The following is a 25,005-nucleotide window of genomic DNA, read 5'->3' as shown; positions in this document are numbered from 1 at the left end:
ACCACCTCGCCCAAGCCCCCACCGGCCCCGAGAACCGCCCCACCGCGCAAATCCTCGCCTCCGGCGTGTCCGTCCCCTGGGCCCTCGAAGCCCAACGAATCCTCAACGAAGACTGGGGAGTCGCCGCCGAGGTCTGGTCCGTGACCTCCTGGAACGAACTCCGACGCGACGGACTCGCCGCCGACGAAGCAGCCTTCCTCAACCCCGGCCAAAACACACCCACCCCCTTCATCACACAACAACTCACCGGCCACCACGGACCCGTCATCGCCGTCACCGACTACATGAAAGCCATCCCCGACCAAATCCGCCAATACATCCCCAACGACTTCGCCTCCCTCGGAGCAGACGGCTTCGGCTTCTCCGACACCCGCCAAGCCGCACGCCGCTACTTCAAAAACGACACCCACTCCATCGTCACCAAAACCCTGCAACTCCTCGCCGCCAAGGGCGAAGTCGCAGGTGACGCGGTGGAGAAGGCCATCGAGAAGTACCGGCTCCTGGATGTCAACGCGGGCACCACCGGTGGCGCAGGCGGCGACGCCTAGCCCCACAAACCCGGCCCCAGGTCAATCAGGCAGCAACCGCGCGGCGGCTTTCACCGGAAGGTGGGGGCCGCCGTCGGGCTTTAACACATCGGTGCCACACCACCCCGGGAGGGCACCCCAGGCCCGGGCCAAGTTGTAGCCTTCGCACAAATGGAGCTTGCCCGGGATGCACCGTATGCTCATTCCATGGCAGAGCCGACCAAGACCCCAACCAAGCGCAAGGCAGCAACACCGGCGGTGTCGCCGGAAAAGGCCGAGACTCTGCGGCAACTCCGCGCCAACGTGGGGCAATTGTCCACCACCACCATGCGGCAGCTCGAGAAATCGCTCCCGTGGTACAGCCGGCTGAGCTCGGATGAGCGCTCTGCCCTGGGCCTCGTGGCCCAGAACGGCATTGCCGCTTTTGTGACGTGGTACGAGCGGCCCAGCTCCCCGTCATGGATCCTCACTGACGTTTTTGGAAACGCCCCTACTGAATTGACGCGATCCATCAGCTTGCAGAAGGCGTTGCAGTTGATCCGTATTGTGGTGGAGGTCGTAGAAGACCAGGTGCCGGTCATCGCGCCGGAGCCGGACCAGCCATCCCTTCGCGAAGCCGTGCTGCGGTACTCGCGTGAAGTCGCGTTTGCGGCAGCTGATGTCTATGCCCGTGCCGCGGAATCCCGCGGTTCCTGGGACACCCGGCTGGAGGCATTGATTGTGGACGCCATCCTTCGGGGTGAGAACACAGACGCCCTGCGATCCCGGATCGCCGCCCTCGGCTGGAAAGCGCAGGAACGCTTCACCGTGATGGTGGGAAATTCGCCGTCCGAACCCAGCGCCAGCTACGTCAGCGAACTCCGTCGCACGGCCGGACGTTTCGCCGAAGACGCACTGGTTGGTATCCAGGGCGACCGGCTGATCCTTATCCTCGGCGGGGTCCAGGACCGCGACACTGCCTACGTCAAACTCAGCGAACTGTTTGCTCCTGGAGCCGTGGTCTACGGGCCAGAGGCCGGTTCGCTGCTGGAAGCCAGCAGTTCTGCGCAGGCCGCCTTCGCGGGCCTCACGGCAGCCCGGGCCTGGCCCTCAGCACCGAGGCCCGTAGCCGCGGACGATCTCCTGCCCGAGCGCGTTGTTTCCGGTGACGACGCCGCCAGGCGCTCACTGATCAAGAACATCTACCGCCCGCTCCTGGCCGCTTCCAACGGTTTGGTGGAGACCCTCGGCACCTACTTGGAATTGGGTCATTCGCTCGAAGCCACGGCCCGCGAATTGTTCGTCCATGCCAACACTGTGCGCTACCGTTTGAAGCGTGTCTGCGACGTGACCGGTTGGGATCCGCTGCTTCCCAGGGAGGCTTTCGTCCTCCAAACTGCGCTGGTGGTGGGTCGTCTTTCGGCCCAACCGAAGACCGCGCCCGAGCGTCACGCTTCGCGTTCACAGAACTGAACCGTTGTAGACTTCCTACAAACTGACCCAGTGAGCTTGGTGTACCAAAACACCAGTGGATCACGTGGCAATTTGGAAAGCTGGATACGTGCTTGCAATCGTCTGCCCTGGACAGGGCTCCCAGACCCCTGGATTTTTGGCCCCTTGGCTGGAACTCCCCTCCGTAGAAGGCCAATTGGCCGCCCTGAGCGAGATCGCAGGCATCGACCTCAAGGCCCACGGAACTACCTCCGATGAAGACACCATCAAGGACACTGCAGTTGCCCAGCCGCTGATTGTGGCCGCAGGCCTCGTTGCGGCGAAGTCACTGTTCGATGTTGAACTGAACACCCTTCCCGTTGTGCTTGCCGGCCATTCCGTCGGTGAAATCACCGCGTCCGCGCTGGCAGGCGTCCTCACGGAAGACGAAGCCATGACCTTCGTCCGCGAACGGGCCAACAGCATGGCAGCCGCGGCCGCCGTTACACCCACCGGCATGAGCGCGGTGGTGGGCGGCGACCCCGCTGAGGTTCTCTCAGCAATTGAAGCCTCCGGCGCGACCCCGGCCAACGTCAACGGCGCCGGCCAGACCGTGGCGGCAGGTACGTTTGAGCAGCTCAAGTCGCTCGCCGACAATCCGCCGGCGAAGGCACGCGTCATTCCCTTGAAAGTCGCCGGCGCCTTCCACACCTCGCACATGGCCCCCGCGGTCAGTGCCTTGGAGGCCCTCAAGCCGTCGCTGTCGCCGCAGGACCCCACGGTTCCCCTGCTGTCCAACTACGACGGCAAGGAAGTCACGGCAGGTTCGGCCGCCGTCGAAAGCCTGATCGCCCAGGTCTCCCGCCCCGTCCGGTGGGATCTCTGCATGGAAAACCTTGTTGAACGCGGCGTGACCGGCGTGATCGAACTGGCCCCGGCCGGCACGCTTGCCGGACTCGCCAAGCGCGGCATGCCGGGAGTCAAGACCGTGGCTGTCAAGACTCCCGAGGACCTGTCCGCAGCCCTTGCGCTGTTTGCCGAACTGGAGGGAAACGCATGAGCACGCCCGTACTGAAGCAGGCACCGGTCCAGGAAAACACCCGGATCCTCGGCATCGGCGCCTACCGTCCCGATGTCATTGTCACCAACGACGACGTCTGCCAGTGGATCGATTCGTCCGACGAATGGATCCGGCAGCGGACGGGCATCGTCACGCGTCACCGCGCCGCCGAGGGCGTCAGCGTCATCGACATGGCCGAAGGTGCCGCCCGCGAAGCACTCGCGCAGGCGGGCATCGGAGCGTCCCAGCTGGGGGCCGTCATTGTCTCCACCGTCACCCACCCGTACGCCACGCCGTCGGCTGCCGCTGCACTCACCGATCGTTTAGGCGCGACGCCGGCACCCGCCTTTGACATCTCGGCTGCCTGTGCGGGTTACTGCTATGGGGTCGCCCAGGCCGACGCGCTGGTCCGCTCGGGCGCAGCGACGTACGTCTTGGTTGTTGGTGCGGAGAAACTGTCCGACGTCATCGACAACCACGAGCGCACCATTTCCTTCCTTCTGGGCGATGGCGCCGGCGCGGTCGTGATCGGCCCATCGGAGACCCCCGGCATTGGACCCTCCGTGTGGGGCTCCGACGGCAGCAAGTGGGACGCCATCGGAATGACCCACTCCCTGGAAGACGTCAAGAAGCTGGGCGAATCCGCCCGCCACTCGGACGAAACCGACGACCTCGCCATCATCTCGGCCACGCAGGATGTCTGGCCGACACTGCGCCAGGACGGCCAGACGGTCTTCCGCTGGGCAGTGTGGGAGATGGCCAAAGTTGCGCAGCAGGCACTGGATGCCGCGGGCATTGAAGCCGGCGACCTCGCCGCGTTCATTCCGCACCAGGCGAACATGCGCATCATCGACGAGATGGTCAAGAAGCTGAAGCTTCCGGAGACCGTCACGATCGGGCGGGACATTGCCCAGGCCGGCAATACGTCCGCTGCGTCGATTCCCTTGGCCACCCACCGCTTGCTCCAGGAGAACCCTGGGCTCAGTGGCGGCCTGGCTTTGCAGATCGGTTTCGGCGCCGGGTTGGTCTTTGGCGCCCAAGTGGTCGTTCTGCCGTAGTCCTGGACCGGCCCGGTGGCCTCCAGCCAACTGAATATGACTTGCAAACCCAAACCGTAACCGCGGTTTGACCCCCTTTCCGGCATCAGCCGGCAAAACAAGAAAAGGAGCCGATCATGGCTAGCAACGAAGAAATCCTGGCCGGCCTGGCTGAAATCGTCAACGAAGAGACCGGCCTGGCCACCGAAGCGGTCGAACTGGACAAGTCCTTCACCGAAGACCTGGACATCGACTCCATCTCCATGATGACCATCGTGGTCAACGCCGAAGAGAAGTTCGGCGTCCGTATCCCCGACGAAGAGGTCAAGAACCTCAAGACCGTCGGCGACGCCGTCAGCTTCATCGCAAACGCACAGGCCTAAGCCTGACACCAGCTGTGCCGGGCCAGGGTACGTGATCCTGGCCCGGCACAGCCGCACTACCGCCCAAAGATTTTTCAGCCGCCGCTGCACACACCTGCAGCCAGGACGGCTCATCCGACAGAGAGTGATCGCATGGCACGCAAAGTAGTCATAACCGGTCTGGGGGCCACCACTCCCATCGGCGGCGACGTTCCCACAATGTGGCAGAACGCGCTGAAAGGGGTCTCCGGCGCCCGCACGCTCGAGGACGAGTGGGTTTCCAAGTACGACCTCCCCGTCCACTTTGCTGCCAGGTGCTCAACGCCCGCCCTGGAAGTCCTGAGCCGCGTCGAAGCCAAGCGCATGGACCCTTCCACGCAGTTCGGCGTGATTGCCGCCCGCGAAGCGTGGGCTGACGCAGGAATCGACGACATTGACCACGACCGCCTGGCTGTCGCATTCGCCACGGGCATTGGCGGCGTCTGGACGCTCCTGGATGCCTGGGACACGCTGAAGGAAAAAGGACCCCGCCGGGTTCTGCCCATGACCGTTCCCATGCTGATGCCCAACGGCGTGGCGGCCGCAGTGAGCCTCGACCTTGGCGCACGTGCAGGCGCCCACACCCCCGTTTCCGCGTGCGCGTCCGGCACTGAGGCCCTCCACCTTGGCTTGGACCTGATCCGCTCGGGTAAGGCCGACGTCGTCATGTGCGGTGGTGCGGAAGCAGCCATCCACCCGATGCCCTTGGCTGCGTTCTCCTCCATGCAGGCGCTGTCCCGCCGGAATGACGCGCCCGAACGCGCGTCCCGTCCCTACGACATTGACCGCGACGGCTTCGTCATGGGCGAAGGCGCCGGCGCCCTGGTCCTGGAAGCCGAAGAGCACGCGATCGCCCGTGGAGCCCGTATCTACGCAGAACTCGCGGGCACCTCGGTCACGGCCGACGCTTACCACATCACTGCCCCGGACCCCGAAGGTCTCGGCGCTACCCGCGCCCTCAAGGCTGCCATGTTCGATGGCCGGATCCAGGCCGAAGACGTGGTCCACGTCAACGCCCACGCAACGTCGACTCCCGTTGGTGACAAGCCGGAGTACACCGCCCTGCGGGCGGCCTTGGGCACGCACGTAGACAACGTCGCCGTTTCGGCCACAAAGTCCCAGATGGGCCATTTGCTCGGTGCCTCCGGCGCCGTCGAGGCAGTCCTCACGGTACTGGCCGTTTACGAGCGCAAGGCACCGGTCACCATCAACCTGGAGAACCAGGATCCGGAAATCCCGCTCGACGTCGTGACGTCCGTGCGTGACCTGCCGGCCGGTGACATCGTTGCACTCAGCAACTCCTTCGGCTTCGGCGGCCACAACGCCGTCATTGCCGTGCGGAACGCCTAGCCGTAGAACGCACAAGCAGGGCCCCACCAATTCGGTGGGGCCCTGCTTTTTGCTATGGGGGCTTGGTGGTGTCCTGGCTAGCCCACTTGGTGCAGCCAGCGAACAGGGGCACCCTCGGCTGCATGGCGGAACGGCTCCAGTTCCTCGTCCCAAGCCTCGCCAAGCGCGAGCGAGAGTTCATGGTAAACCGCCGAGGGGTCGCCGGCACCGGACTCATAGGCGTAACGAATGCGGTCCTCCGTGACCATCACATTGCCATGCACATCCGTGACAGCGTGGAAGATGCCCAGCTCCGGCGTGTGCGACCAACGGGCTCCATCCACACCCTGGCTTGGTTCCTCGGTCACTTCGTAGCGCAAATGGGCCCACCCTCGAAGAGCAGACGCCAATTGAGCCCCGGTACCGGGCTTGCCGATCCACGACAACTCGGCACGGAACATTCCGGGCGCAGCCGGCTGCGGGGTCCACTCAAGATCGGTTCGCTTGTCTACGACCGATCCAATGGCCCACTCGACGTGCGGGCACAGCGCCGTTGGCGCCGAGTGCACGAACAGGACACCGCGGGTTGTTGCAACAGACATTCCATCCTCCATAGCTGTAGGTACGTCTTCCCCAACGACCTCTGCCGGATGTTGCTGTTGACCTTGCGATGAACGTTCAAGATCTCTTGCAGGCTATTTATTTATCTGAAGCCATTCCCGAATCGAGAATTGCTTTGGCTTGATTCTGGCACAGATTCAACCCTCAACCATAAATTGAAGGTTCCCCCGTGGTGCTTTCATTTTGCCGTACACATTCCTTTTCCGCCAGTGCAGATATGGCGCTTCCGCCATTGCCGGTATTTTGCCGTCATTCAAGCCCTCGGATGCGCCTGTTGATAACTCTTCCGCAGCCTGTCCACGGAGACGTGGGTGTAGATCTGGGTGGTGGCCAAGCTGCTGTGTCCCAGGATTTCCTGTACGGCCCGCAGGTCCGCACCGCCGTCGAGCAGATGGGTGGCGGCACTGTGGCGCAGTGCGTGGGGTCCTGTGGCCGACGTGTCACCCAGGGCATGCAGCAGATCCCCCACGACGCTCCTGACCTGGCGGGGATCCACCCGGTTCCCCCGTGCTCCCAGGAAGAGCGCCGGTCCGCTGCCCGGGGTTACCACGCTTGGCCGGCCACGGCGCAGCCAGTCGTCGAGTGCCACTGCGGCAGGGACTCCGAAGGGGACCGTCCGTTCCTTGTTGCCCTTGCCCAGGACCCTGAGGGTGCGCCGATCCGCGTCCACGTCATCTATGTCCAAGCCCACCAATTCACCTACGCGCACGCCTGTTGCGTAGAGAAGCTCCACCATGGCCCGGTTGCGTAGGGCCAGAGGGCCTCCGTGGGCAGCCGCCTCATCGAGCTCGCTGACCATCCTGGTGACTTGCTGCTGTTGCAGGACACCGGGCAATGTCTTGGCGCGCTTAGGGGCTTGGAGCCGCAGGGCAGGATCCTTGGGGATGAGTTCTTCCCGCAAGGCCCACTTGGTGAAGGACCGTGCCGTGGCGGCCCGCCTGGCCAGGGTTGACCGTGCCATCCCGGACTCACTTTGGGCACCGAGCCATCGCCTGAGAGTGCCCAGTTCCAACTGCGGCAGTTCCGTCACACCCTCCCGGGCAGCAAAGCCCAGAAGGCTTTCAACGTCGGACAGGTAAGCCCGCACTGTATGCGCGGAGCGTGCCCGCTCCGCGCGCAGATAGCGTTCGAAGCCACCCGCGGCCTGCATGAGAGCTCCTGGCAAGGTATTCCGGTCCACCCTTCAACTGTGCCAGATGGTGCGGCCCTGGTGGCGCAGGACATGGCCCTCGGCAGCCTGGTTCACGGGTTTCGGGTCCGCTTCCAGGCACCCCTCTCCGAACCCGCCAAGCCAAGAAGTGCCAGACGTCCCAAACCTGCCCTGACAGCTTCTGGACTGAGGCCCGCAACAACGGCGAGCTTTTCCACTGAGCTGCTTGAACGCACCGGCAGTGCGTCCAGGAGAATGAGGTCCTCGAGCGACAAGCCATCGTGGGGCTGGTTCGGCCCGTCCTTATCCACGGCCAGTTCCTCGCCGCTTCGGCCGGAAAGCTCGGCGATCTCGCCTACGTCGGTGACACAGACAGCGCCGCCGTCGCGCAGCAGTCGATGGCATCCTGCCGAATTGGCACTGTGGATGGAGCCCGGGACCGCTGCCACCACCCTGCCCAGGGTTTCCGCATGATGGGCGGTGTTCAGCGCTCCGGATCGCCAACGCGCTTCGACCACCACCGTAACCGCTGCCAATGCCGCGATAATTCGATTGCGCTGCAGGAACCGGTAACGGGTTGGAGCCGAACCCGGTGGCACCTCTGCCAACACGGCACCTTGATTAGCGACAGTCCTCAGGAGATCCTCGTTGCCCGCCGGGTAGAAGCGATCCACTCCCCCGGCCATGACGGCAATAGTGGGGATGGCCGCTGCCCCGCCATTCAGTGCTCCCCTGTGCGCATGGGCATCAATGCCGTACGCACCGCCCGAGACCACCGTAAAGCCCCGCTGCGCCAGGCTGTAGGCGAAGTCGCCTGTGACCGACCCGCCATAGCTGGTGCTGTCCCTCGATCCGACCAAGGCAATGGTCTGCCGTGCTGGGGCGAACGCCTCTTCCTGCCCCCGCCACCAAAGGCACAGGGGCTCCTGCAAACCGAGGTCGGCCAATTGCCCCGGCCACAGATCATCGCCAGGAACAAGCACCCGACCGCCAAGTCGTTTCATGGTCTCCAAGTCCCGCTCCGGTGCAAGGTCAGGGATTCTGGGCGCCCATCGCCGCAGGCTCGCATCCAAACCGGGCCATGCGGCCAGATTTCCATCCTGCGACAGCAAGGCCGTCACTTCCCGCTCAACCGCAGCGCCCGCAGTCAGCTCACCCGTCGCGATACCCAGGGCATCAAGGGCGCCTACGGAATGGACCAGGGCGAGACCCACCAAGTCCTGCGGTTCCATGAGGCGGGACAGTGCAGCCCTGGCGATCCGCTCCTTGTCCATCATTCCCAGTACACTCAATGCTTGCGTCCTTTCAGCAGATTGCCGTGATCACGTTGTTGAATTCGTTTGGCGGAGGCCCAAGGCCTGTCCGATATGGTCAGCCTGGGGTGTGTCGCTGTGTTCCAGGTCCGCGAGGGTCCAGGCGAGGCGCAGTACACGGTCGTAACCCCGTGCAGTCAGCAGGCCACGTTCGAGGGCGGTATCGAGGATCCGCGTTGTTCCCGCGCCCAGACGAAGGTCACCCCGCAGGATGCGCCCGGGAACCTGCGAGTTTGTTTCGAAGCCGAAGGACCGGAGGCGTTCGAGCTGGCGGTCCCTGGCCCCGGTGACACGGCGGGCCACCACGGCGGTGCTTTCCTCGCACCCTGCTTGCCCAAAATCGGCCAGCGAAACGCGGTCCACCTGCAACTGGATGTCCACCCGGTCCAGCAGGGGCCCGGACAGCCGGCCGAAGTAGCGTCGCCGCATCATCGCTGTACAGCTGCACTCCATTCCCTTGCCCGATGCCTTGCCGCACGGGCAAGGGTTGGCCGCCAGGACCAGCTGGAAGCGCGCAGGATAGGCAGCTGTGCCGGCTGATCGGTGGATCACGAGTTCTCCGCTTTCCAGCGGCTGGCGCAGGGCGTCCAGGACTCGGCGCTCGAACTCAGGAGCCTCATCCAGGAACAAAACGCCACGGTGGGCGCGGGACGCCGCTCCCGGCCGGGGAAGCCCGGAGCCTCCGCCTATGATGGCCGCCGCTGTGGCACTGTGATGCGGGCTCTCAAAGGGCGGCCTGCGGATCAGCCGGACCGCCGAAGATGGGATGGCGGCCAGCGAATGGATGGCTGTGACCTCCATGGACGCCGTGTCTGCCAAATCCGGAAGGAGCCCTGGCAGCCGTTCGGCCAGCATGGTCTTCCCCGCGCCGGGGGGACCCGTGAGCAGCATGTGGTGGCCACCTGCCGCGGCCACCTCCAGTGCGCGCCGGGCGTCCGCTTGCCCTGAGACGTCGCAGAGGTCCGCCACTGGCTCTTCAAGGAAGCCCTCGTCCTCCGCGGCTTCATCGGCGGCGGGATCGAAGTCCAAGGCGAGCTCCTTGGGATCCGCTCCAAAGTCATAGGCCAACCTTGCCAAGGTCTTGTAACCCCGAACGCTGGCACCTGGAACCAACTTCGCTTCGGCCACATTGGCTTCCGCAACAACAACCTCTGGATACCCGGCGTCGACGGCGGCCATCACGGCGGGAAGGATTCCACGGACGGGTCGAAGCCGGCCATCCAACCCCAGCTCCGCGATGAAGACCGTCCCGCTGATGGACCGGATGTCCTCCGCTGCCCGGAGAACAGCCATGGTGATGGCGAGGTCGAAGCCCGATCCCCGCTTCGGCAATGAGGCAGGGATCAGGTTGGCCGTGATCTTCCGCCTGCTGAGGGGAATTCCTGAGTTCTGCGCGGCGGAACGTATCCGTTCCTTGGCTTCGTTGAGGGAAGCGTCCGGCAGGCCAAGGATCACGAAGGCCGGCAGGGTCTGGCCGATGTCCGCCTCAACCTCAACGATGTAGCCGTTGAGGCCCACCAAAGCAACACCGTAACTGCGCCCGACTGCCATCAGCCGACGCCTTGGAGATGCTCAAGCTGCGGTTCACCGACGCCATCATGGATCACACCCACAACGTCGATCCGACGCCCCAGCAAATGCAGGCCGTGCTCGCGGCCCCATCTGGACGCCAGCCTCTGGAGCCGTGCGAGTTTATCCGGCCCTACGGCTTCAAAAGGATGGCCGTACGCCAGGCTGCGCCGCGTCTTTACTTCGGCGATGACCAGCGTGTCGCCGTCGCGCGCCACAATGTCGATCTCGCCCTCGGCACAACGCCAATTGCGATCGACGACCTGCATGCCCTGGCCTTCCAGGAATGCAGCCGCCAGTCCTTCGCCTTCCAGGCCAAGAATGTCTTTCGCCCGCATGGGCACCACCTCCGCTATCCAGCATTCCGGCTGGCAGGAGAAGGTGTCAGGGGCGTGTCACCCTATGTGGGTAACCCGGGCATCGCCGGGGTTGTGGAGGAGAAGTGGCCTAGTTGCCCAAGTCTCCCAAATCGCCGTCCTTGGGCAACGCAAGGTCCTCGTTCCGCGGGAGTTCCTCCACGTTGACGTCCTTGAACGTGATGACCCGGACGTTCTTCACGAAGCGCGCCGAGCGGTAGACGTCCCATACCCAGGCATCCTGGAGCGTGAGATCGAAGTAGACTTCCCCGTCGGCGCTCCGCGCCTGCAGGTCAACGTGGTTGGCGAGATAGAAGCGCCGCTCGGTTTCAACAACGTAGCTGAACAAGCCGACAACGTCCCGGTACTCGCGGTAGAGCTGGAGCTCCATGTCGGTTTCGTAGTTCTCAAGGTCTTCGGCGCTCATGGTTCCATCTTGCACCATCCGCAGGAAGCAGAGCGCCAGCGACCGTCACTACGGGCTGATCATGCGTTCATTCCCCGCCTGGACCCGTCAAGTGCCAGCTGGTCCGGTGGTAGGCGCTGGGCCCCTGGAGCCGGATGATCTCACGGTGCGCCGCTGTGGCGTACCCCTTGTTCTCGTTCCAACCGTAAGCGGGAAGCTCGGCGTGCAGGTCCACCATGATCCGGTCGCGTGCCACCTTGGCCAAGACGCTTGCGGCAGCCACACTGAGGCAGCTCATGTCAGCTTTGACGCGGGTATGGACGGGGGCCTCGCAGGCAGGCGATGCGGGGGCATCATCGAAGAGGGAAGCCTGGACCTCGGGGGAAAGCCAGTTGTGGCTGCCATCGAGCAGGACCACATCCGGAGTGACCCCTCCTGCGAGGATTTCGAACCAGGCGCGCGTGCCTGCCAGGCGAAGGGCCGCTATGATCCCGATCTGGTCGATTTCCTGTGCGGAAGCGTGCCCCACGGCACTGGCGACGGCCCACTCGCGAACCAGTGGTTCCAGGCGGTCCCGGTCGTCAGGCCTGAGCAGTTTACTGTCGCGGACTTCGGCCAGCGGACCGTGGTCCGCGAGATCCACCACCGTGATGCCCACACTGACCGGACCTGCCAACGCACCCCGGCCTACCTCGTCCACTCCGGCCAACAGGCGTGCGCCGGAGGCGAGGAAGGACCGCTCGACGTCGAGCGTGGGAAATACCGGCGCGGCCTTCTTAGTTGGCTTGACCTTAGCCTTGGCCACGCTGTTCTTCGTCCGGGTTGGGGCTGTTGCCATTACTTTCCTTGCGTGCCAGCGGGTACGTTCTTGAAGACGTCCGGATAGTTGTCCAGGACGGTCCAGTGGTTGACGGGCCATGCGATCACTGTCGCTTTGCCCTCAACGTCCTCGATGTTCACAAACCCACCGTTGATCTCCTGGTGGCTGCGGGAATCGGCAGAGTGGTTACGGTTATCGCCCATCACCCAGACCTTGCCCTCGGGGACCACAACGTCGAACTGTTCGGGCTTAGGCGTTTCGGCGGGATTGATGTAAGTCTCATCCAACGGCACGCCGTTGATGCTGAGCCGACCTCCGGCGTCGCAGCACGTCACATGGTCACCGGGGAGGCCAATAACGCGCTTCACGAGGTGTTGCTCGTTGTCGTCGGCCATCAGGCCCACGAACTCCAGGCTGTCCCCCACCCAGTCCATGGGCCCGGCAGGCTTCTTCTCAGTGGGCGTCAGCCAACCCTGCGTGTCCTTGAAGACCACCACATCGCCGTGCTGGAGGTCGAAAGGACCAGGAACCAGCAAGTTGATGAAGATTCGGTCATTGACGTCCAGGGTGCTCTCCATGGATTCGGAGGGGATGTAGAAAGCCCGGAACAGGAACGTTTTCAGCAGGAAGGACAGCACCAGGGCAATGGCCACCACGGTGACGATCTCCTTGAGCCACACGAGGAAGACGTTCGACCGGGGTTCAGCCTCATCCGCCGTAGCGTCGGACGTCCCGGCGTCGGACATGTCCGCGTCAGCCCCGCCGGCACTGGCCGTTCCGTCCAAGAGCCGCGCGTCGTCGTCGTGCCGCTCGGGATTCTCGGGAACTCTGTCCGGCATTTACTGTCCGTTCTTCGATGGGTCGGCCTGCTCGGAGCGAGGCATCTCTGCAAATCTATCAAGTGGCCAGATGATCTGGACCGGACGCCCCATGATCCGGTCCATGGGGACCATTCCCCCACCGGGCGCCCCGAGCAAGCCACGCGAATCCGCAGAGCGTGACCGGTGGTCGCCCATGAGCCAGAGACGTCCGGCCGGAACAACCACATCGAATTTTTGCTTGCTGGGTTCGTCGCCCGGGTAAACATAGGGTTCCGCAACTGCCTGACCGTTCACTGTGAGCGCCCCCGTTGCATCGCAGCATTGGACGTGGTCGCCTGGGAGTCCAATGACCCGCTTGACGTACGTTGTGTCGCTGCCCGTCAGGCCGAACCACTGCCCGGCAGCGTCCACTGCGTCAACAAGGGGTCCCTTTCCGCTGCTGAGCGAAGCGAAGGAACCGCGTCCATCGAAAACCACCACGTCCCCGCGGCGGATGGGCTCGGAGCCGAATGCCGTGCGTGAGACCAGGATTCTGTCACCGGTCTCCAGCAGCGGCTCCATGGACTCCGACGGAATGTAGTAGACGTCGATCCAGAGGGATCTGACCAGTCCGCTGATAGCCACTGCAAGTACCAGGGCAAGAACGACAAAACGCCAGCCCTGTTTCCGGGGCTGGCGTTCTGTTGAGTCCATGATTCGTATCCCTGTTGCGTTGCGGATTGCTCCGGAACCCCGGGCACGAATCCTGGACCCGTTGCGTAAGTTGGTGGACTTACTTGGCGAAGTCGCGCTTTTCCTTGATCTTCGCAGCCTTACCGCGCAGTGCACGCATGTAGTAGAGCTTGGCGCGACGGACGTCACCCTTGGTGACGACCTCGATCTTGTCGATGATCGGGGAGTGTACCGGGAAGGTACGCTCTACGCCGACACCGAAGGAAACCTTGCGCACGGTGAAGGTTTCGCGAACGCCGTCACCCTGGCGTCCCAGGACGAAGCCCTGGAATACCTGGACACGGGAGTTCTTGCCTTCGATGATGTTGACGTGAACCTTGAGGGTGTCGCCCGCGCGGAACTCCGGAACATCGTTGCGCAGCGAGGCTGCGTCTACGCTATCGAGGATATGCATTGATCCACTCCTGGTGAACGCCACAGGTCATCCACCTTGGGTCACGGCGAACAAGCCCGGAGCGCATTGGCCCGCGGAAATTTCCGCCGAAGATTCATCGGTGCCAGTCCCGCCACTGATTGGCGTCACTGGTTGTCCGGCTGTTGGCTAAGCTCCCCCTGTGGCAGGCGCCAGCCCAGCAGACACAAGGGTTAATTCTGCCACATGCTGCACCATCGGGCCAATCACGCGGCGGGATGTACGACGGCGGTCAGCGGCTTTCGTCGTTGGCTTCGTACCCACGGGTGCGGAGGCGGCCGTCAACGACGTCGTAACCCAAGTCCGCGAAGGCGTTCCGGTCGGCGCGGCTCAGCTTCGAAGCATCAAAATCCGCGAGAAGGTCGGGCCTCCGTTCGGCCGTGCGGCGGAATTGTTCGTGCCGGCGCCACTGCGCGATCTTGCCGTGGTTACCGCTCAGCAGGATCTCCGGAACATCGTGCTCACGCCAGGAGGAAGGCTTGGTGTAGACGGGGTACTCCAAGAGGCCGTCGGAATGGGATTCTTCGACCAGGGACTCGGGGTTTCCCACGACGCCAGGAAGCAGCCGGCCGATGGCTTCCACCATGGCCAATACGGCGACTTCGCCACCGTTGAGGACGTAGTCCCCCAAGCTGACGGGCCTGACGGCGAAATGGTCGCGGGACCAATCGATGACCCGCTCGTCAATGCCCTCGTAACGGCCGCATGCGAAGACCAACTGGTCTTCCTCGGCCAGCTCGTAGGCCAGTGCCTGGGTAAACCTCTCCCCCGCCGGCGAAGGCACGATCAGGACCGGCTTCTTGTCCGCCCCCGGCGAGGAAACCGATTCGAGCGCCTGGGCCCACGGCTCCGGTTTCATGACCATGCCCGCGCCACCGCCGTAGGGGGTGTCGTCCACGGTGCGGTGCCGGTCCGTGGTGAACGAGCGGAGATCGTGGACGTTCAGTTCCAGGATTCCGTCCTGGCGTGCCTTGCCAATGAGGGAGAGTTCCAACGGAGCCAGGTACTCCGGGAAGATGCTGACGACGTCGATCCTCATTCAGGGGACTCCCCCTTGGATTCAATGGCTGATTCGTCGTTGATCTCAAAGAGGCCTGCCGGCGGGGTGATGAGGATGTATCCCCCCTCGATGTTGACCTCCGGAACGATCTCGTCCACGAAGGGAATCAGGATCTCCTTGCCATCGTGGCCCTCAACCACCAGCAGGTCCTGTGCAGGCATGGTGTTCAGGGCCGCCACTTTGCCCACAACGTGCGTGCCTACGCGCGCCTGAAGGCCAACGAGTTCGTGCTCGTACCAGCCCTCTTCGCCGTCGTCGTCGAGGTCTTCCGTTTCGATGAAGAGCTTGGCGCCGCGGATGAGCTCTGCTGCGTTGCGGTCCGGGACTTCCTCGAAGCCAAGCAGGAGGATGTCTTTGTTCCAACGCGCGCTGCGGACAGTCAGCGGTCCGGAGGCGGCCGGCTCCACCCGGAATTCCGTGCCGGCAACGAAGCGTTCGGACGGAGCGTCGGTCAGCACCTGCACTGTGACCTCGCCTCGGATGCCATGGGGTTTGCCGATCCGTGCCACCTGGAGCTGCATTGGTTCCTCTGAATTCTGGTTTGGCCGCCGGCCGGATGGCCGCGGTACGTCGTTGTTCTTCTCAAGCAAGGGGTGTTCGATAAAGCAATCCGGCCCCTCCACCATATTCGGTGAAGGGGCCGGACTTAAGGCAAATGATGCTGAGCGCGCTACCGGCGACGGTCGGTGTCGACGACGTCGACCCTGACCTGATCGCCACCAGCCAAGGCTGCAACCACCGTGCGCAAGGCACGGGCGGTGCGTCCCTGGCGGCCGATTACCCGGCCGAGGTCCTCCTGGTGAACCCGCACTTCGAGGGATTCCCCGCGGCGGTTGTTCTTGGCACTGACCTTGACATCCTCAGGACTGTCAACGATCCCACGGACCAAGTGCTCGAGCGCTTCTGCCAGCAACTTACTCAGCCTCGGTGGTCTCTGCTTCAGCGGCTTCGGCGTCGTCCTTCTTGGCCTTCTTGGTGATGGCTTCCGGAATGATGACGGAACCCTTCTCCGGAGCCACGAAAGCTTCCTTCGGAGCCCTGGTCTTCAGGGTGCCTTCCTGGCCAGGCAGGCCCTTGAACTTCTGCCAGTCACCGGTGATCTTGAGGATCGCGGCAACCTGCTCGGTCGGCTGGGCGCCAACGGAAAGCCAGTACTGGGCACGCTCGGAAGCGACCTCGATGTATGACGGCTCTTCGGTGGGGTGGTACTTGCCGATTTCTTCGATGGCACGGCCATCGCGCTTGGCGCGGGCATCCATGACGACGATGCGGTAGTACGGTGCGCGCATCTTACCGAAGCGCTTAAGGCGAATCTTTACGGCCACTTTTGTGGTCACTCCTGTTTCTGAAACGGGGTTGAACCCGACGTTCTGCACCCGTGGGGCGGGCCATACTAGGGGGTTCGAAGGACAAGATACGTGCACGGAGAGAGGGGCCGCACCGATCGAGTACCTGTCCATTGTGCCAGATGGGCGGGACAATTACGACTTGACCGGAACAGGCGCGTGTGAAATTGACCACGGCGTCGCCGGACGGGAGGCCTCAGGACACGGACCACACGTAAAGGCCCGCCCGATCGGCGCTCTCCACGTCGGAGGCCAAGGCAGCAAGCTGTTGCACATAGCCCTTCGACTCAACGGCGCCAAAAGGCATGTCTTCCTGACCTGCCCACGCTGTGGCGACGTCGTCAAGAACGTTGCCTTCGCCCTCGTTTTCGTAGGTAAGGAGCTCGGCCAGCGCCCGGACCATGGCCTCCGGAACGCCCAGAAGGGCGTCGCTCGTCACATCCACGAGCGCCAGCTCATAATCAGCTCCCGCAGCGTGTACGGCTTGGCCCGCGAGATCGCCCAGTTGTTCGACCTCGTAGTCGGTAATGCCATCGATCCGGACGGCAGACCCGGCAACATCCGCGCCGCGGTCCAGGGCGGCTGCCCGCTTGAGTGCTTCGTCGTGGGTGGCTACAAAGATTTCGGCAAAGCCCATGGAAAGACTCTCATTCGTTCGCGCTGACAAGACACCGGAAGGCGACCTCGGGCCGCCCTCCAATACTGCCCAGCCTAGTGCAGCCGGCACCCGGCCGGCGCGACACGCCTTACCGGACAGCAACCCGCAACTGGTTGCGCCAGGGGTCCTCGAAGCGAAGTTCCTTGCCAGTGTGGTGGCTCTTCAATCCGGCCACTTTCAGGCGGTCGGCCAGGGCCTGGACATCACCATCGCCCGGGACCTCGATCAGCACTTCCCCCAGCCCAAGCGTGTCCCGGCGCGGTCCGGCACCGCGGCTGTTCCAGACGTTCATGGCCATGTGGTGGTGGTACCCGCCCGCGGAGACGAACAGGGCCTGGCCGTGCCAGCCCGCCGTCCGCTCGAAACCCAACGTGTCGACATAGAACTGCTGGGCGGTAGCCACGTCACCTACCTGCAGGTGGACATGCCCGACGCCGGCAACGGCCTGGGCCTGACCGGTCACCGCCGCTTCGCTCAAGTACTGCTGCAGATAGGCCTGTGGCGGCAACGCGACATTGTCCATGACCACGTTCTTGCCGTCCCACTTCCACACTTCGCGGGGCTTGTCGTAGTACAACTCGATTCCGTTGCCCTCGGGATCGGTGAAGTAGAACGCCTCACTGACCAGGTGGTCGGCACTGCCCACAAAAGCCCGGGGCTCGTATTGCGCGGCGGTGGCGATAGTGGCGGCAAGCGAGGGCTGATCGTCGAAAAGAATCGCGGTATGGAAGAGGCCGGCTTCGCCACGCCCCGGGATCTGCAGGCCCGCCGCGGGGGCAAGGTGGACCACCGGCTTGCCCAGGCGGCCCAGGTAGAGGCCGCCGTCCTGCTCGGCCACGATTTGAAGGCCCAGCGCGCGCTGGTAGTAGTCGCTCATGACCTTCATGTCGCCTACCTTGAGCATCACTGTGCCCATGGTGAGGTCGGCAGGCAGCAGGTCCTGGCTGGATGAAGTGGTCATGTGATGCTCCCGGTAGGTCAAGGTGGCCGCTTTTCGGCTCGTTCTACCTATCTAAATTACTTGAAGCTTCAATTTATTCCCAGCGGACGACGTTGCCCCTGAGGACCACGTGGCCCAGCTCGTGGACCGTGGCCAGCACCCGCCGGGGATCCGCACGGCAGAGCACGACGTCGGCACTCGCCCCTTCGCTGATGCCCTCGGCTCCCAGCCAGGCCCGGGCGCGCCAAGCGGCAGCGTCGAGGACCGCGGAAGGCGGCAGGCCGGCGTCGTGCAGTTCCTGCATCTCGTCGGCAATCCGCCCATGCTTGATGACACTGCCGGCATCGGTGCCCGCGTAGATGGAAACGCCTGCTTCGAAAGCCTCCAGGACCCGCTCGCGACGCCGTTCCCACAGGCTGGTCATGTGCTGGGCGTAGTCGGGAAATTTAGGCTTGGCCTGCGCGGCGATGTCTGGGAAAGTCGCGATGTTCACCAACGTGGGCACGATTGGCACCTGCTGTTCCACCAACCGGGGTATGTGCCGCGGCAAAAGCCCCGTCGCGTGCTCGATGCAGTCGATTCCGGAGTCGAGCATCTGGTCCACGGTTTCTTCCGCGAAGCAATGCGCGGTCACGCGGGCGCCCTCATCGTGGGCGGCAGCAATGGCGTCTTTGACCACGGCGGCGGGAAATGACGGCGAAAGGTCGCCGATCCCGCGGTCAATCCAGTCGCCCACGAGCTTGACCCAGCCGTCGCCGTCGCGGGCTTCCTTCCGCACCGTCTCCACCAACTCATCAGGCTCCACTTCATGGCCCAGGCCGCGCAGGTACCTCCGGCTCCGGGCAATGTGCCGCCCTGCGCGGACCAGCCGGGGCAAGTCCTCCCGCTGCTGGACCCAGCGCGTGTTGCTGGGCGAACCGGCGTCACGGATCAGCAGGGTTCCCGCGTTTCGGTCCGCTACCGCCTGGGCGAGGGTGGTCGGGTCGTCAACCGACCCGCCCGGACCAAGGCCGATGTGGCAGTGCGCATCCACGAAGCCCGGGAGCACCCATCCGTCGAGCACTTCATCCGGCACGGCTGCGGGACGTTCAAAGGTCAGCTTTCCGTCCACGGACCACAAACCCTGGCGTTCGTCATCGGCTGCCACCAGCACGGGACCACTGAATTCAATGATGTTGGCCATGGCAGAAGCCTAGCCGGGACCGCCGGCCGGCTCGCTTGTGACTGGGACCACCCGCCTGGCTGTGGTAGCTTCGTCTACGACCACACGGGAGCCCTTGCAGGGGCTGAGATCAGACTGACGCAGTCTGCGACCGTTGAACCTGTCCGGGTAATGCCGGCGAAGGAAGTGAGTAATCCTTGAGCACCACAGAATCACAGCACAGCCCTGCCCAAAACCAGTCCGGTTCCGCAGCAGGCACGGCGGAAACGGTGACCCAATCCCTGAAATCCCACTCGCTTGCCTGGCTGGAAGATCCCGGCCACGGCATCCGCGTGCCGGTGACTGAAATCGCGTTGGAACCCTCGCCCAACGGCCAGGCAAACCAGCCACTGCAGGTGTACCGCACGGCGGGCCCCGGAAGCGATCCAGTCGTAGGGCTGGAGCCCTTCCGCCAGGCGTGGATCGAGGCACGCGGTGACACAGAGGCGTACTCGGGCCGGGAACGGAACCTGCTGGACGATGGCAAGTCGGCCGTGCGGCGCGGAGCCGCCTCGGCTGAGTGGAAGGGTGCACAACCCGTGCCCCGCCGCGCCGTCGAAGGTAAAACCGTCACCCAGATGCATTACGCCAAGCAGGGCGTCGTGACGCCCGAAATGCGGTTCGTCGCCTTGCGGGAGAATTGCGACGTTGAGCTGGTCCGCAGCGAAGTCGCTGCAGGGCGGGCCATCATCCCCAACAACATCAACCACCCCGAGTCCGAGCCCATGATCATCGGCAAGGCCTTCCTGGTGAAGATCAACGCCAACATCGGCAACTCTGCCGTCACCAGTTCCATCGCCGAGGAAGTGGACAAACTCCAGTGGGCCACCCAGTGGGGCGCCGATACCGTCATGGACCTTTCCACGGGGGACGACATCCACACCACCCGCGAGTGGATCATCCGCAACTCCCCCGTCCCCATCGGCACGGTGCCGATCTACCAGGCGCTGGAAAAGGTCAATGGCGAGGCCAACAAGCTCACGTGGGAGATCTTCCGGGACACGGTGATCGAACAATGCGAGCAGGGCGTTGACTACATGACCATCCACGCAGGTGTCCTGCTGCGCTACGTTCCCCTCACCGCCAACCGGGTCACGGGCATTGTGTCCCGCGGCGGTTCCATCATGGCCGGATGGTGCCTTGCCCACCACCAAGAGAACTTCCTCTACACCCACTTCAATGAACTGTGCGAGATCTTCGCCAAGTACGATGTCGCTTTCTCGCTGGGTGACGGCCTCCGCCCCGGGGCCACGGCGGACGCCAACGACGCGGCGCAGTTCGCCGAACTGGATACCCTGGCCGAACTGACACAGCGGGCCTGGGAATACGACGTCCAGGTCATGGTTGAGGGACCGGGGCACATTCCCTTCCACCTGGTGCGGGAGAACGTGGAACGCCAGCAGGAATTGTGCAAGGGCGCCCCTTTCTACACCCTCGGGCCGCTCGTGACCGACGTTGCGCCAGGGTACGACCACATCACCTCGGCGATCGGTGCCACGGAGATTGCCCGCTACGGCACGGCCATGCTCTGCTACGTGACCCCCAAGGAACACCTGGGCCTGCCGAACAAGGACGACGTCAAGACCGGCGTGATCACTTACAAGATCGCAGCCCATGCCGCGGACCTTGCCAAAGGACACCCCGGCGCCAACGAGCGCGACGATGCCCTTTCCAAGGCACGCTTCGAGTTCAGGTGGCGGGACCAGTTCGCACTGTCCCTGGATCCGGTCACCGCGGAATCATTCCACGATGAGACACTTCCCGCCGAACCGGCCAAGACGGCACACTTCTGCTCCATGTGCGGACCCAAGTTCTGCTCGATGCGCATCAGCCAGGACATCCGCGATGAATACGGATCGGCCGAAGCCCAGGCCGCCATAGCCGGGATTTACAGCGGAATGCGCGAGAAGAGTGAGGAATTCCTCGCCGCCGGAGGCAAGGTCTATTTGCCGGAACTCCAGGTTCCCGCCGCCTCAGGACGCGCGAACTGACGAAGCCCTGCCGACCTCGGCGATGAAGCGTCGGATGATCCGGTCGCCATCCACCGAGTCCTGGGGCCGGTGCCCTCCAGCTGCCACGCGCCGGAGGGCACCGGTTTCCTGCAGGTAGGCGGCGATTTCCTCGTACAAAGGTTCCCAGCCGCCCGTCAAGACCAACGTGGGGACGCCCGGAACGATATGGAGCTGGGCCTCCCACGGTGGCGCCTGCAGCCTCAAGCGGCGGGCGGAGCGCTGCGCTTCCGGGGTGTCCAGCCCGCTGGCTTCGGCGGAGAAGGCGCGCCTGAAGTACTCGCGCTGGTAGTCGGAGTCGTTGAGCCGGCCGCGCACGTCGAAGAGAGGTTCCATCAGCGCGCGGTGGGCTGCCGTAGCGGGCAGCTCAGCCGTCAGGGACAAGCACGCAGGTTCAACGAGGACCAGCGAGTGCACCAGGTCCGGGCGGTCCACTGCTGCAAGCATCGCGGAAATGGCGCCTTGCTCGTGCGCCACCACGTGGCCTCCGCCGGCAGCGCCCAGCGAATCGAGCAGGATCGCGACATCGGCGGACACATCCGATTCCACCGGATCGGCAACGGGGTGGAAACCATGGCGCCGCAGGAACAGGGCGTCATAATCCAAAGCCATGCCATGTTGCTTTGGCCAGGCCGCAGCGCCGAAACTGCCCAGGCCGTGGACAAAAACTACGCGCTGCTTGTGCATTGGATCAGACTATTCCACGGCACCGACATCCCCGGAGGATGCGTGGATGGTTACTTGCCCAGGAACTTGTCGAAGCCCTTGGGCAGGTTCAACGAGGACGGATCGAAATCGGCAGCCCCCTGGCCGAAAGCAGCACCCTTCGGCGCTGAGGCGGCAGCCGCACGCTTCGCCTCGGCGTCGCGCAATTCCTGCGCTGCCTTGGCCGGGTTTCCGGAGCGGGCCTTCTTCTTCGGGGCGTTCTTGCCACCCTTGCGCCCTCCGCCCGGGCCACCGAGTCCCGGCATCCCGGGCATTCCCGGCATTCCGCCGCCCTGGGCAAGCTTCTTCATCATCTTCTGGGCTTGCGCAAAGCGCTCCAGGAGGCCATTGACCTCGGAGACGTGAACACCGGAACCTTTGGCGATACGGGCACGGCGCGAACCGTTGATGATCTTCGGGGCAACACGCTCGTGCGGGGTCATGGACCGCACGATTGCCTCGACGCGGTCGATTTCCTTCTCGTCGAAGTTCTCCAGCTGCTGCCGGATGTTCTGCGCACCGGGCATCATCATGAGCATCTTCTTCATGGAGCCCATGTTGCGGATCTGCTGCATCTGGGCCAGGAAGTCGTCCAGGGTGAAGTCTTCCTGGTCGGCGAACTTCTTCGCCATCCGGGCGGCTTCTTCCTTGTCCCAGGCCTTCTCGGCCTGTTCGATCAAGGTCAGGACGTCACCCATGTCCAGGATGCGCGAGGCCATCCGGTCCGGGTGGAAGAGTTCGAAGTCGTCGAGGCCTTCACCGGTGGAGGCGAACATGACCGGCTTGCCCGTCACGGACGCGACCGACAGCGCGGCACCGCCGCGGGCATCGCCGTCGAGCTTGGACAGCACGATGCCGGTGAAGTTAACGCCCTCGTCGAAGGCCATGGCCGTGTTGACGGCGTCCTGGCCGATCATGGCGTCAATGACGAAGAGGACTTCGTTGGGGATGATGGCCTGGCGGATCCGCTTGGCCTGGTCCATCATCTCCGCGTCGACGCCAAGGCGGCCGGCGGTGTCCACAATGACGACGTCGTGCAGCTTCTGGCGGGCTTCGGCCACACCGGCCTGCGCAACAGCCACGGGATCGCCTGCAGGGTGTTCGAGTTCGGACGTGGCACCGGGGTGCGGAGCGAAGACCGGCACGCCGGCGCGCTGGCCCACGACCTGGAGCTGCGTGACGGCGTTGGGGCGCTGGAGGTCGCACGCAACCAGCAGGGGGCTGTGGCCCTGGCCCTTGAGCCACTTGGACAGCTTGCCTGCGAGGGTGGTCTTGCCCGCGCCCTGGAGGCCGGCAAGCATGATGATGGTGGGGCCGTTCTTGGCCAGGCGGATGCGCCGCGTTTCGCCACCGAGGATCTCCACAAGTTCCTCGTTGACGATCTTGACGATCTGCTGGCTCGGGTTCAGCGCACCCGAAACCTCGGCGCCGAGGGCACGCTCCCGGATTCGGGAGGTGAATTCGCGGACCACCGGCACGGCAACATCCGCGTCCAGCAGGGCACGGCGAATCTCCCGGACTGTGGCGTCAACGTCGGCCTCAGAGAGACGCCCCTTGCCACGGAGGTTCTTGAAGGTTGCTGTCAACCGGTCAGAGAGTGAATTGAACACGCGCCGCGCACTTCTTTCGATGGTCTACGAATGGTGGCCAAGGCGGCACACCGGAGGGGACTCGACTATCTAGGGTATCAAGTCACGCTTCCAAGATGGCATGCTGGCACGGTGACCAACAAAACAACTGTGAAAACGTTGCTCATCCTCGGCGCGTCCGGGGACCTGACCGGGCGCTTGCTCCTTCCGGGCCTCGCCGGACTCCTTGCCAGCGGCCGCGCGTCGGGGCTGCGGCTGGTTGGCGCGGGATCGGATCCCTGGAGCGCGGAACAGTGGCGGCAGCGGGTGGATGGTGCCTTCGAGGCCGCATCCGCCAAGGCCGACCCCGCTGGACGGAAATCGCTGGCGGCGGTGGCAGCGTCCACCAGTTACCACCAACTGGACGTCACCGCCGACGGCCCGCTGGCGGACCTTCTGGGACAGTTGGACGGACCCGTAGCCATCTATTTCGCCCTGCCCCCGCACATCAGCCAGAAGGCCTGCGAGGTCCTTCGCCGCGGGCAACTGCCCGCGGGGACCCGCCTGGTGATGGAGAAGCCCTTCGGTTCCGGCGAAGAATCCGCCCGGGAACTCAACCGGACCCTGGCCACCCTGGTTCCCGAAGACCACATCCACCGTGTTGACCACTTCCTTGGCAAAGCCACGGTCCTCAACATCCTGGGCCTGCGCTTCGCCAACAGGTTTTTGGAGCCCGTATGGAACCGAAACCACATCGAGAAGGTGGAAATCGTCTTCGACGAGGACCTGGCCCTCGAAGGACGGGCACGTTACTACGACGGTGCCGGCGCCCTGCGCGACATGATCCAGAGCCACCTGCTGCATGTCCTGGCCTTGCTCGCCCTCGACGCTCCTGCGACCCTCCATGAGAGGGACCTGCGCGACGCCATTGCCACCGTGCTGCGGGCCAGCAACGTCAAGGCGCCCTATGCGAAAAGTACCCGCCGCGCCCGGTACAGCGCCGGAACCCTTGGAGAGCGGCACGTTCCTGACTACACGGCCGAGGAAGGCGTGGCCCCGGGCCGGAATACGGAAACGCTGGCGGAGGTGGAAATCAGCGTGGACAATTGGCGCTGGCAGGGTGTCCCGTTCATCCTCCGCTCCGGCAAGGCACTCGGCCGCAAGCGGAAGGAAGCCGTGATCACCTTCCGGCCCGTCCCCCACCTGCCCACGGGCTTCTCGGGCGTCGATTCACCGAACCAGCTCCGCATCGGGTTCGGGCCCGATGTCCTGGAACTCGATGTGGACGTCAACGGTCCCGGCGACGTCTTCAGCCTGGACCGGGCAAGCCTCGTAGCCGAACTCAATGCTCCGGACCTGCTGCCATATGGCGAAGTCCTGGAGGGGATCCTTTCAGGGGATCCGCTGTTGTCTGTCCGCGGGGACACCGCCGAAGACTGCTGGCGGATCGTGGAACCCGTCCTCCGGGCCTGGTCGCGCGGCACCGTTCCGCTGGAAGAGTACGACGCCGGCAGCGCGGGTCCGGCGGGCTGGTCCAGCAACGGTGAGGGCTAA

General features: G+C 64.2%; 26 protein-coding genes, 1 pseudogene and 1 riboswitch. Of the genes and pseudogenes, 8 read left to right on the top strand and 19 right to left on the bottom strand.

Annotation, left to right across the window (positions count from 1 at the left end):
• The 6 genes and pseudogenes from ACFVSJ_RS09300 to ACFVSJ_RS09275 form a co-directional block, all read left to right on the top strand.
• Positions 1–548: pseudogene (locus ACFVSJ_RS09300) on the top strand (pyruvate dehydrogenase (acetyl-transferring), homodimeric type); the annotation flags it as partial.
• A gap of 186 nt (positions 549–734) precedes the next feature.
• Entirely contained in the window at positions 735–1,979 is a 1,245-nt protein-coding gene (locus tag ACFVSJ_RS09295) for a PucR family transcriptional regulator (protein ID WP_387436139.1), read from the top strand.
• Between the two features lie 88 nt (positions 1,980–2,067).
• On the top strand, positions 2,068–2,997 hold the full coding sequence (locus tag ACFVSJ_RS09290; RefSeq protein WP_387436137.1) for an ACP S-malonyltransferase: 930 nt from the start codon (positions 2,068–2,070) through the stop codon (positions 2,995–2,997).
• Complete coding sequence (locus ACFVSJ_RS09285; protein WP_387436135.1) at positions 2,994–4,055, top strand: beta-ketoacyl-ACP synthase III; 1,062 nt, start codon at positions 2,994–2,996, stop codon at positions 4,053–4,055. Before ACFVSJ_RS09290 ends, ACFVSJ_RS09285 begins: the two co-directional genes overlap by 4 nt.
• 116 nt (positions 4,056–4,171) lie before the next feature.
• Entirely contained in the window at positions 4,172–4,417 is a 246-nt protein-coding gene (locus ACFVSJ_RS09280; RefSeq protein ID WP_011692310.1) for an acyl carrier protein, read from the top strand.
• A gap of 132 nt (positions 4,418–4,549) precedes the next feature.
• Positions 4,550–5,785 (top strand): beta-ketoacyl-[acyl-carrier-protein] synthase family protein, encoded by a 1,236-nt coding sequence (locus ACFVSJ_RS09275; protein WP_387436133.1) that lies wholly within the window; start codon positions 4,550–4,552, stop codon positions 5,783–5,785.
• Between the two features lie 77 nt (positions 5,786–5,862).
• Here ACFVSJ_RS09275 and ACFVSJ_RS09270 read toward each other — a convergent pair whose 3' ends face one another.
• The 17 genes from ACFVSJ_RS09270 to ACFVSJ_RS09190 all read right to left on the bottom strand — a co-directional run bounded on the left by ACFVSJ_RS09270 (position 5,863) and on the right by ACFVSJ_RS09190 (position 19,151).
• Positions 5,863–6,366 (bottom strand): DUF3145 domain-containing protein, encoded by a 504-nt coding sequence (locus tag ACFVSJ_RS09270; RefSeq protein ID WP_387436132.1) that lies wholly within the window; start codon positions 6,364–6,366, stop codon positions 5,863–5,865.
• 272 nt (positions 6,367–6,638) lie between these two features.
• The gene (locus ACFVSJ_RS09265) at positions 6,639–7,535 is read right to left on the bottom strand and encodes a tyrosine recombinase XerC (RefSeq protein ID WP_387436131.1); all 897 of its coding nucleotides are present in this window, start codon (positions 7,533–7,535) and stop codon (positions 6,639–6,641) included.
• Positions 7,536–7,627: 92 nt separating this feature from the next.
• Positions 7,628–8,812 carry a DNA-processing protein DprA gene (gene dprA, locus ACFVSJ_RS09260; protein WP_387436180.1) on the bottom strand — a complete coding sequence of 395 codons (1,185 nt, stop codon included), beginning with the start codon at positions 8,810–8,812 and terminating at the stop codon, positions 7,628–7,630.
• Between the two features lie 45 nt (positions 8,813–8,857).
• Positions 8,858–10,399 carry a YifB family Mg chelatase-like AAA ATPase gene (locus ACFVSJ_RS09255; protein ID WP_387436130.1) on the bottom strand — a complete coding sequence of 514 codons (1,542 nt, stop codon included), beginning with the start codon at positions 10,397–10,399 and terminating at the stop codon, positions 8,858–8,860.
• Complete coding sequence (locus tag ACFVSJ_RS09250) at positions 10,399–10,764, bottom strand: YraN family protein (RefSeq protein ID WP_387436129.1); 366 nt, start codon at positions 10,762–10,764, stop codon at positions 10,399–10,401. The genes ACFVSJ_RS09255 and ACFVSJ_RS09250 overlap by 1 nt, the downstream gene beginning before the upstream one ends.
• 100 nt (positions 10,765–10,864) lie before the next feature.
• Positions 10,865–11,200: a DUF2469 domain-containing protein gene (locus ACFVSJ_RS09245; RefSeq protein WP_021470793.1), complete on the bottom strand. Its 336-nt coding sequence runs from the start codon at positions 11,198–11,200 to the stop codon at positions 10,865–10,867.
• Between the two features lie 67 nt (positions 11,201–11,267).
• Entirely contained in the window at positions 11,268–12,017 is a 750-nt protein-coding gene (locus tag ACFVSJ_RS09240; RefSeq protein ID WP_387436128.1) for a ribonuclease HII, read from the bottom strand.
• The gene (gene lepB, locus ACFVSJ_RS09235) at positions 12,017–12,838 is read right to left on the bottom strand and encodes a signal peptidase I (protein ID WP_387436127.1); all 822 of its coding nucleotides are present in this window, start codon (positions 12,836–12,838) and stop codon (positions 12,017–12,019) included. Before lepB (ACFVSJ_RS09235) ends, ACFVSJ_RS09240 begins: the two co-directional genes overlap by 1 nt.
• Positions 12,839–13,513 (bottom strand): signal peptidase I, encoded by a 675-nt coding sequence (gene lepB / locus ACFVSJ_RS09230; RefSeq protein ID WP_387436126.1) that lies wholly within the window; start codon positions 13,511–13,513, stop codon positions 12,839–12,841.
• A 79-nt stretch (positions 13,514–13,592) separates the two neighbouring features.
• Complete coding sequence (gene rplS / locus ACFVSJ_RS09225) at positions 13,593–13,946, bottom strand: 50S ribosomal protein L19 (RefSeq protein WP_014922079.1); 354 nt, start codon at positions 13,944–13,946, stop codon at positions 13,593–13,595.
• A gap of 250 nt (positions 13,947–14,196) precedes the next feature.
• The gene (trmD, locus tag ACFVSJ_RS09220) at positions 14,197–15,003 is read right to left on the bottom strand and encodes a tRNA (guanosine(37)-N1)-methyltransferase TrmD (protein ID WP_387436124.1); all 807 of its coding nucleotides are present in this window, start codon (positions 15,001–15,003) and stop codon (positions 14,197–14,199) included.
• Complete coding sequence (gene rimM / locus ACFVSJ_RS09215) at positions 15,000–15,545, bottom strand: ribosome maturation factor RimM (RefSeq protein ID WP_387436122.1); 546 nt, start codon at positions 15,543–15,545, stop codon at positions 15,000–15,002. The genes trmD and rimM overlap by 4 nt, the downstream gene beginning before the upstream one ends.
• A 149-nt stretch (positions 15,546–15,694) precedes the next feature.
• Positions 15,695–15,937 carry an RNA-binding protein gene (locus tag ACFVSJ_RS09210; protein WP_387436120.1) on the bottom strand — a complete coding sequence of 81 codons (243 nt, stop codon included), beginning with the start codon at positions 15,935–15,937 and terminating at the stop codon, positions 15,695–15,697.
• A gap of 1 nt (position 15,938) precedes the next feature.
• Positions 15,939–16,349: a 30S ribosomal protein S16 gene (rpsP, locus tag ACFVSJ_RS09205; protein WP_387436118.1), complete on the bottom strand. Its 411-nt coding sequence runs from the start codon at positions 16,347–16,349 to the stop codon at positions 15,939–15,941.
• Between the two features lie 217 nt (positions 16,350–16,566).
• On the bottom strand, positions 16,567–17,007 hold the full coding sequence (locus ACFVSJ_RS09200; RefSeq protein ID WP_387436116.1) for a hypothetical protein: 441 nt from the start codon (positions 17,005–17,007) through the stop codon (positions 16,567–16,569).
• 109 nt (positions 17,008–17,116) lie between these two features.
• The gene (locus tag ACFVSJ_RS09195) at positions 17,117–17,989 is read right to left on the bottom strand and encodes a VOC family protein (RefSeq protein WP_387436114.1); all 873 of its coding nucleotides are present in this window, start codon (positions 17,987–17,989) and stop codon (positions 17,117–17,119) included.
• Positions 17,990–18,062: 73 nt separating this feature from the next.
• Positions 18,063–19,151, bottom strand: coding sequence for an amidohydrolase family protein (locus ACFVSJ_RS09190; RefSeq protein WP_387436112.1), 1,089 nt, complete (start codon positions 19,149–19,151; stop codon positions 18,063–18,065).
• 74 nt (positions 19,152–19,225) lie between these two features.
• A riboswitch (TPP riboswitch) is annotated at positions 19,226–19,333 on the top strand.
• On the opposite strand from ACFVSJ_RS09190, the gene thiC reads away from it, so the two are divergent.
• Positions 19,328–21,160, top strand: a complete 1,833-nt coding sequence (gene thiC, locus ACFVSJ_RS09185) for a phosphomethylpyrimidine synthase ThiC (protein ID WP_387436110.1) — start codon at positions 19,328–19,330, stop codon at positions 21,158–21,160. (Overlaps the previous riboswitch by 6 nt.)
• Here the strand turns inward: thiC and ACFVSJ_RS09180 are convergent.
• Both ACFVSJ_RS09180 and ffh read right to left on the bottom strand, forming a co-directional pair.
• Positions 21,143–21,865, bottom strand: coding sequence for an alpha/beta fold hydrolase (locus ACFVSJ_RS09180; protein ID WP_387436108.1), 723 nt, complete (start codon positions 21,863–21,865; stop codon positions 21,143–21,145). The genes thiC and ACFVSJ_RS09180 overlap by 18 nt on opposite strands.
• 50 nt (positions 21,866–21,915) lie before the next feature.
• On the bottom strand, positions 21,916–23,493 hold the full coding sequence (ffh, locus tag ACFVSJ_RS09175; protein ID WP_387436106.1) for a signal recognition particle protein: 1,578 nt from the start codon (positions 23,491–23,493) through the stop codon (positions 21,916–21,918).
• A gap of 111 nt (positions 23,494–23,604) precedes the next feature.
• On the opposite strand from ffh, the gene ACFVSJ_RS09170 reads away from it, so the two are divergent.
• A complete protein-coding gene (locus ACFVSJ_RS09170; RefSeq protein ID WP_387436104.1) occupies positions 23,605–25,005 on the top strand; it encodes a glucose-6-phosphate dehydrogenase in 1,401 nt (466 codons plus the stop codon).

This window comes from Paenarthrobacter sp. NPDC058040 (genome assembly GCF_042885775.1).
Taxonomy (GTDB): Bacteria; Actinomycetota; Actinomycetes; order Actinomycetales; family Micrococcaceae; genus Arthrobacter.
This window is presented reverse-complemented; position numbering and strand designations above follow the sequence as displayed.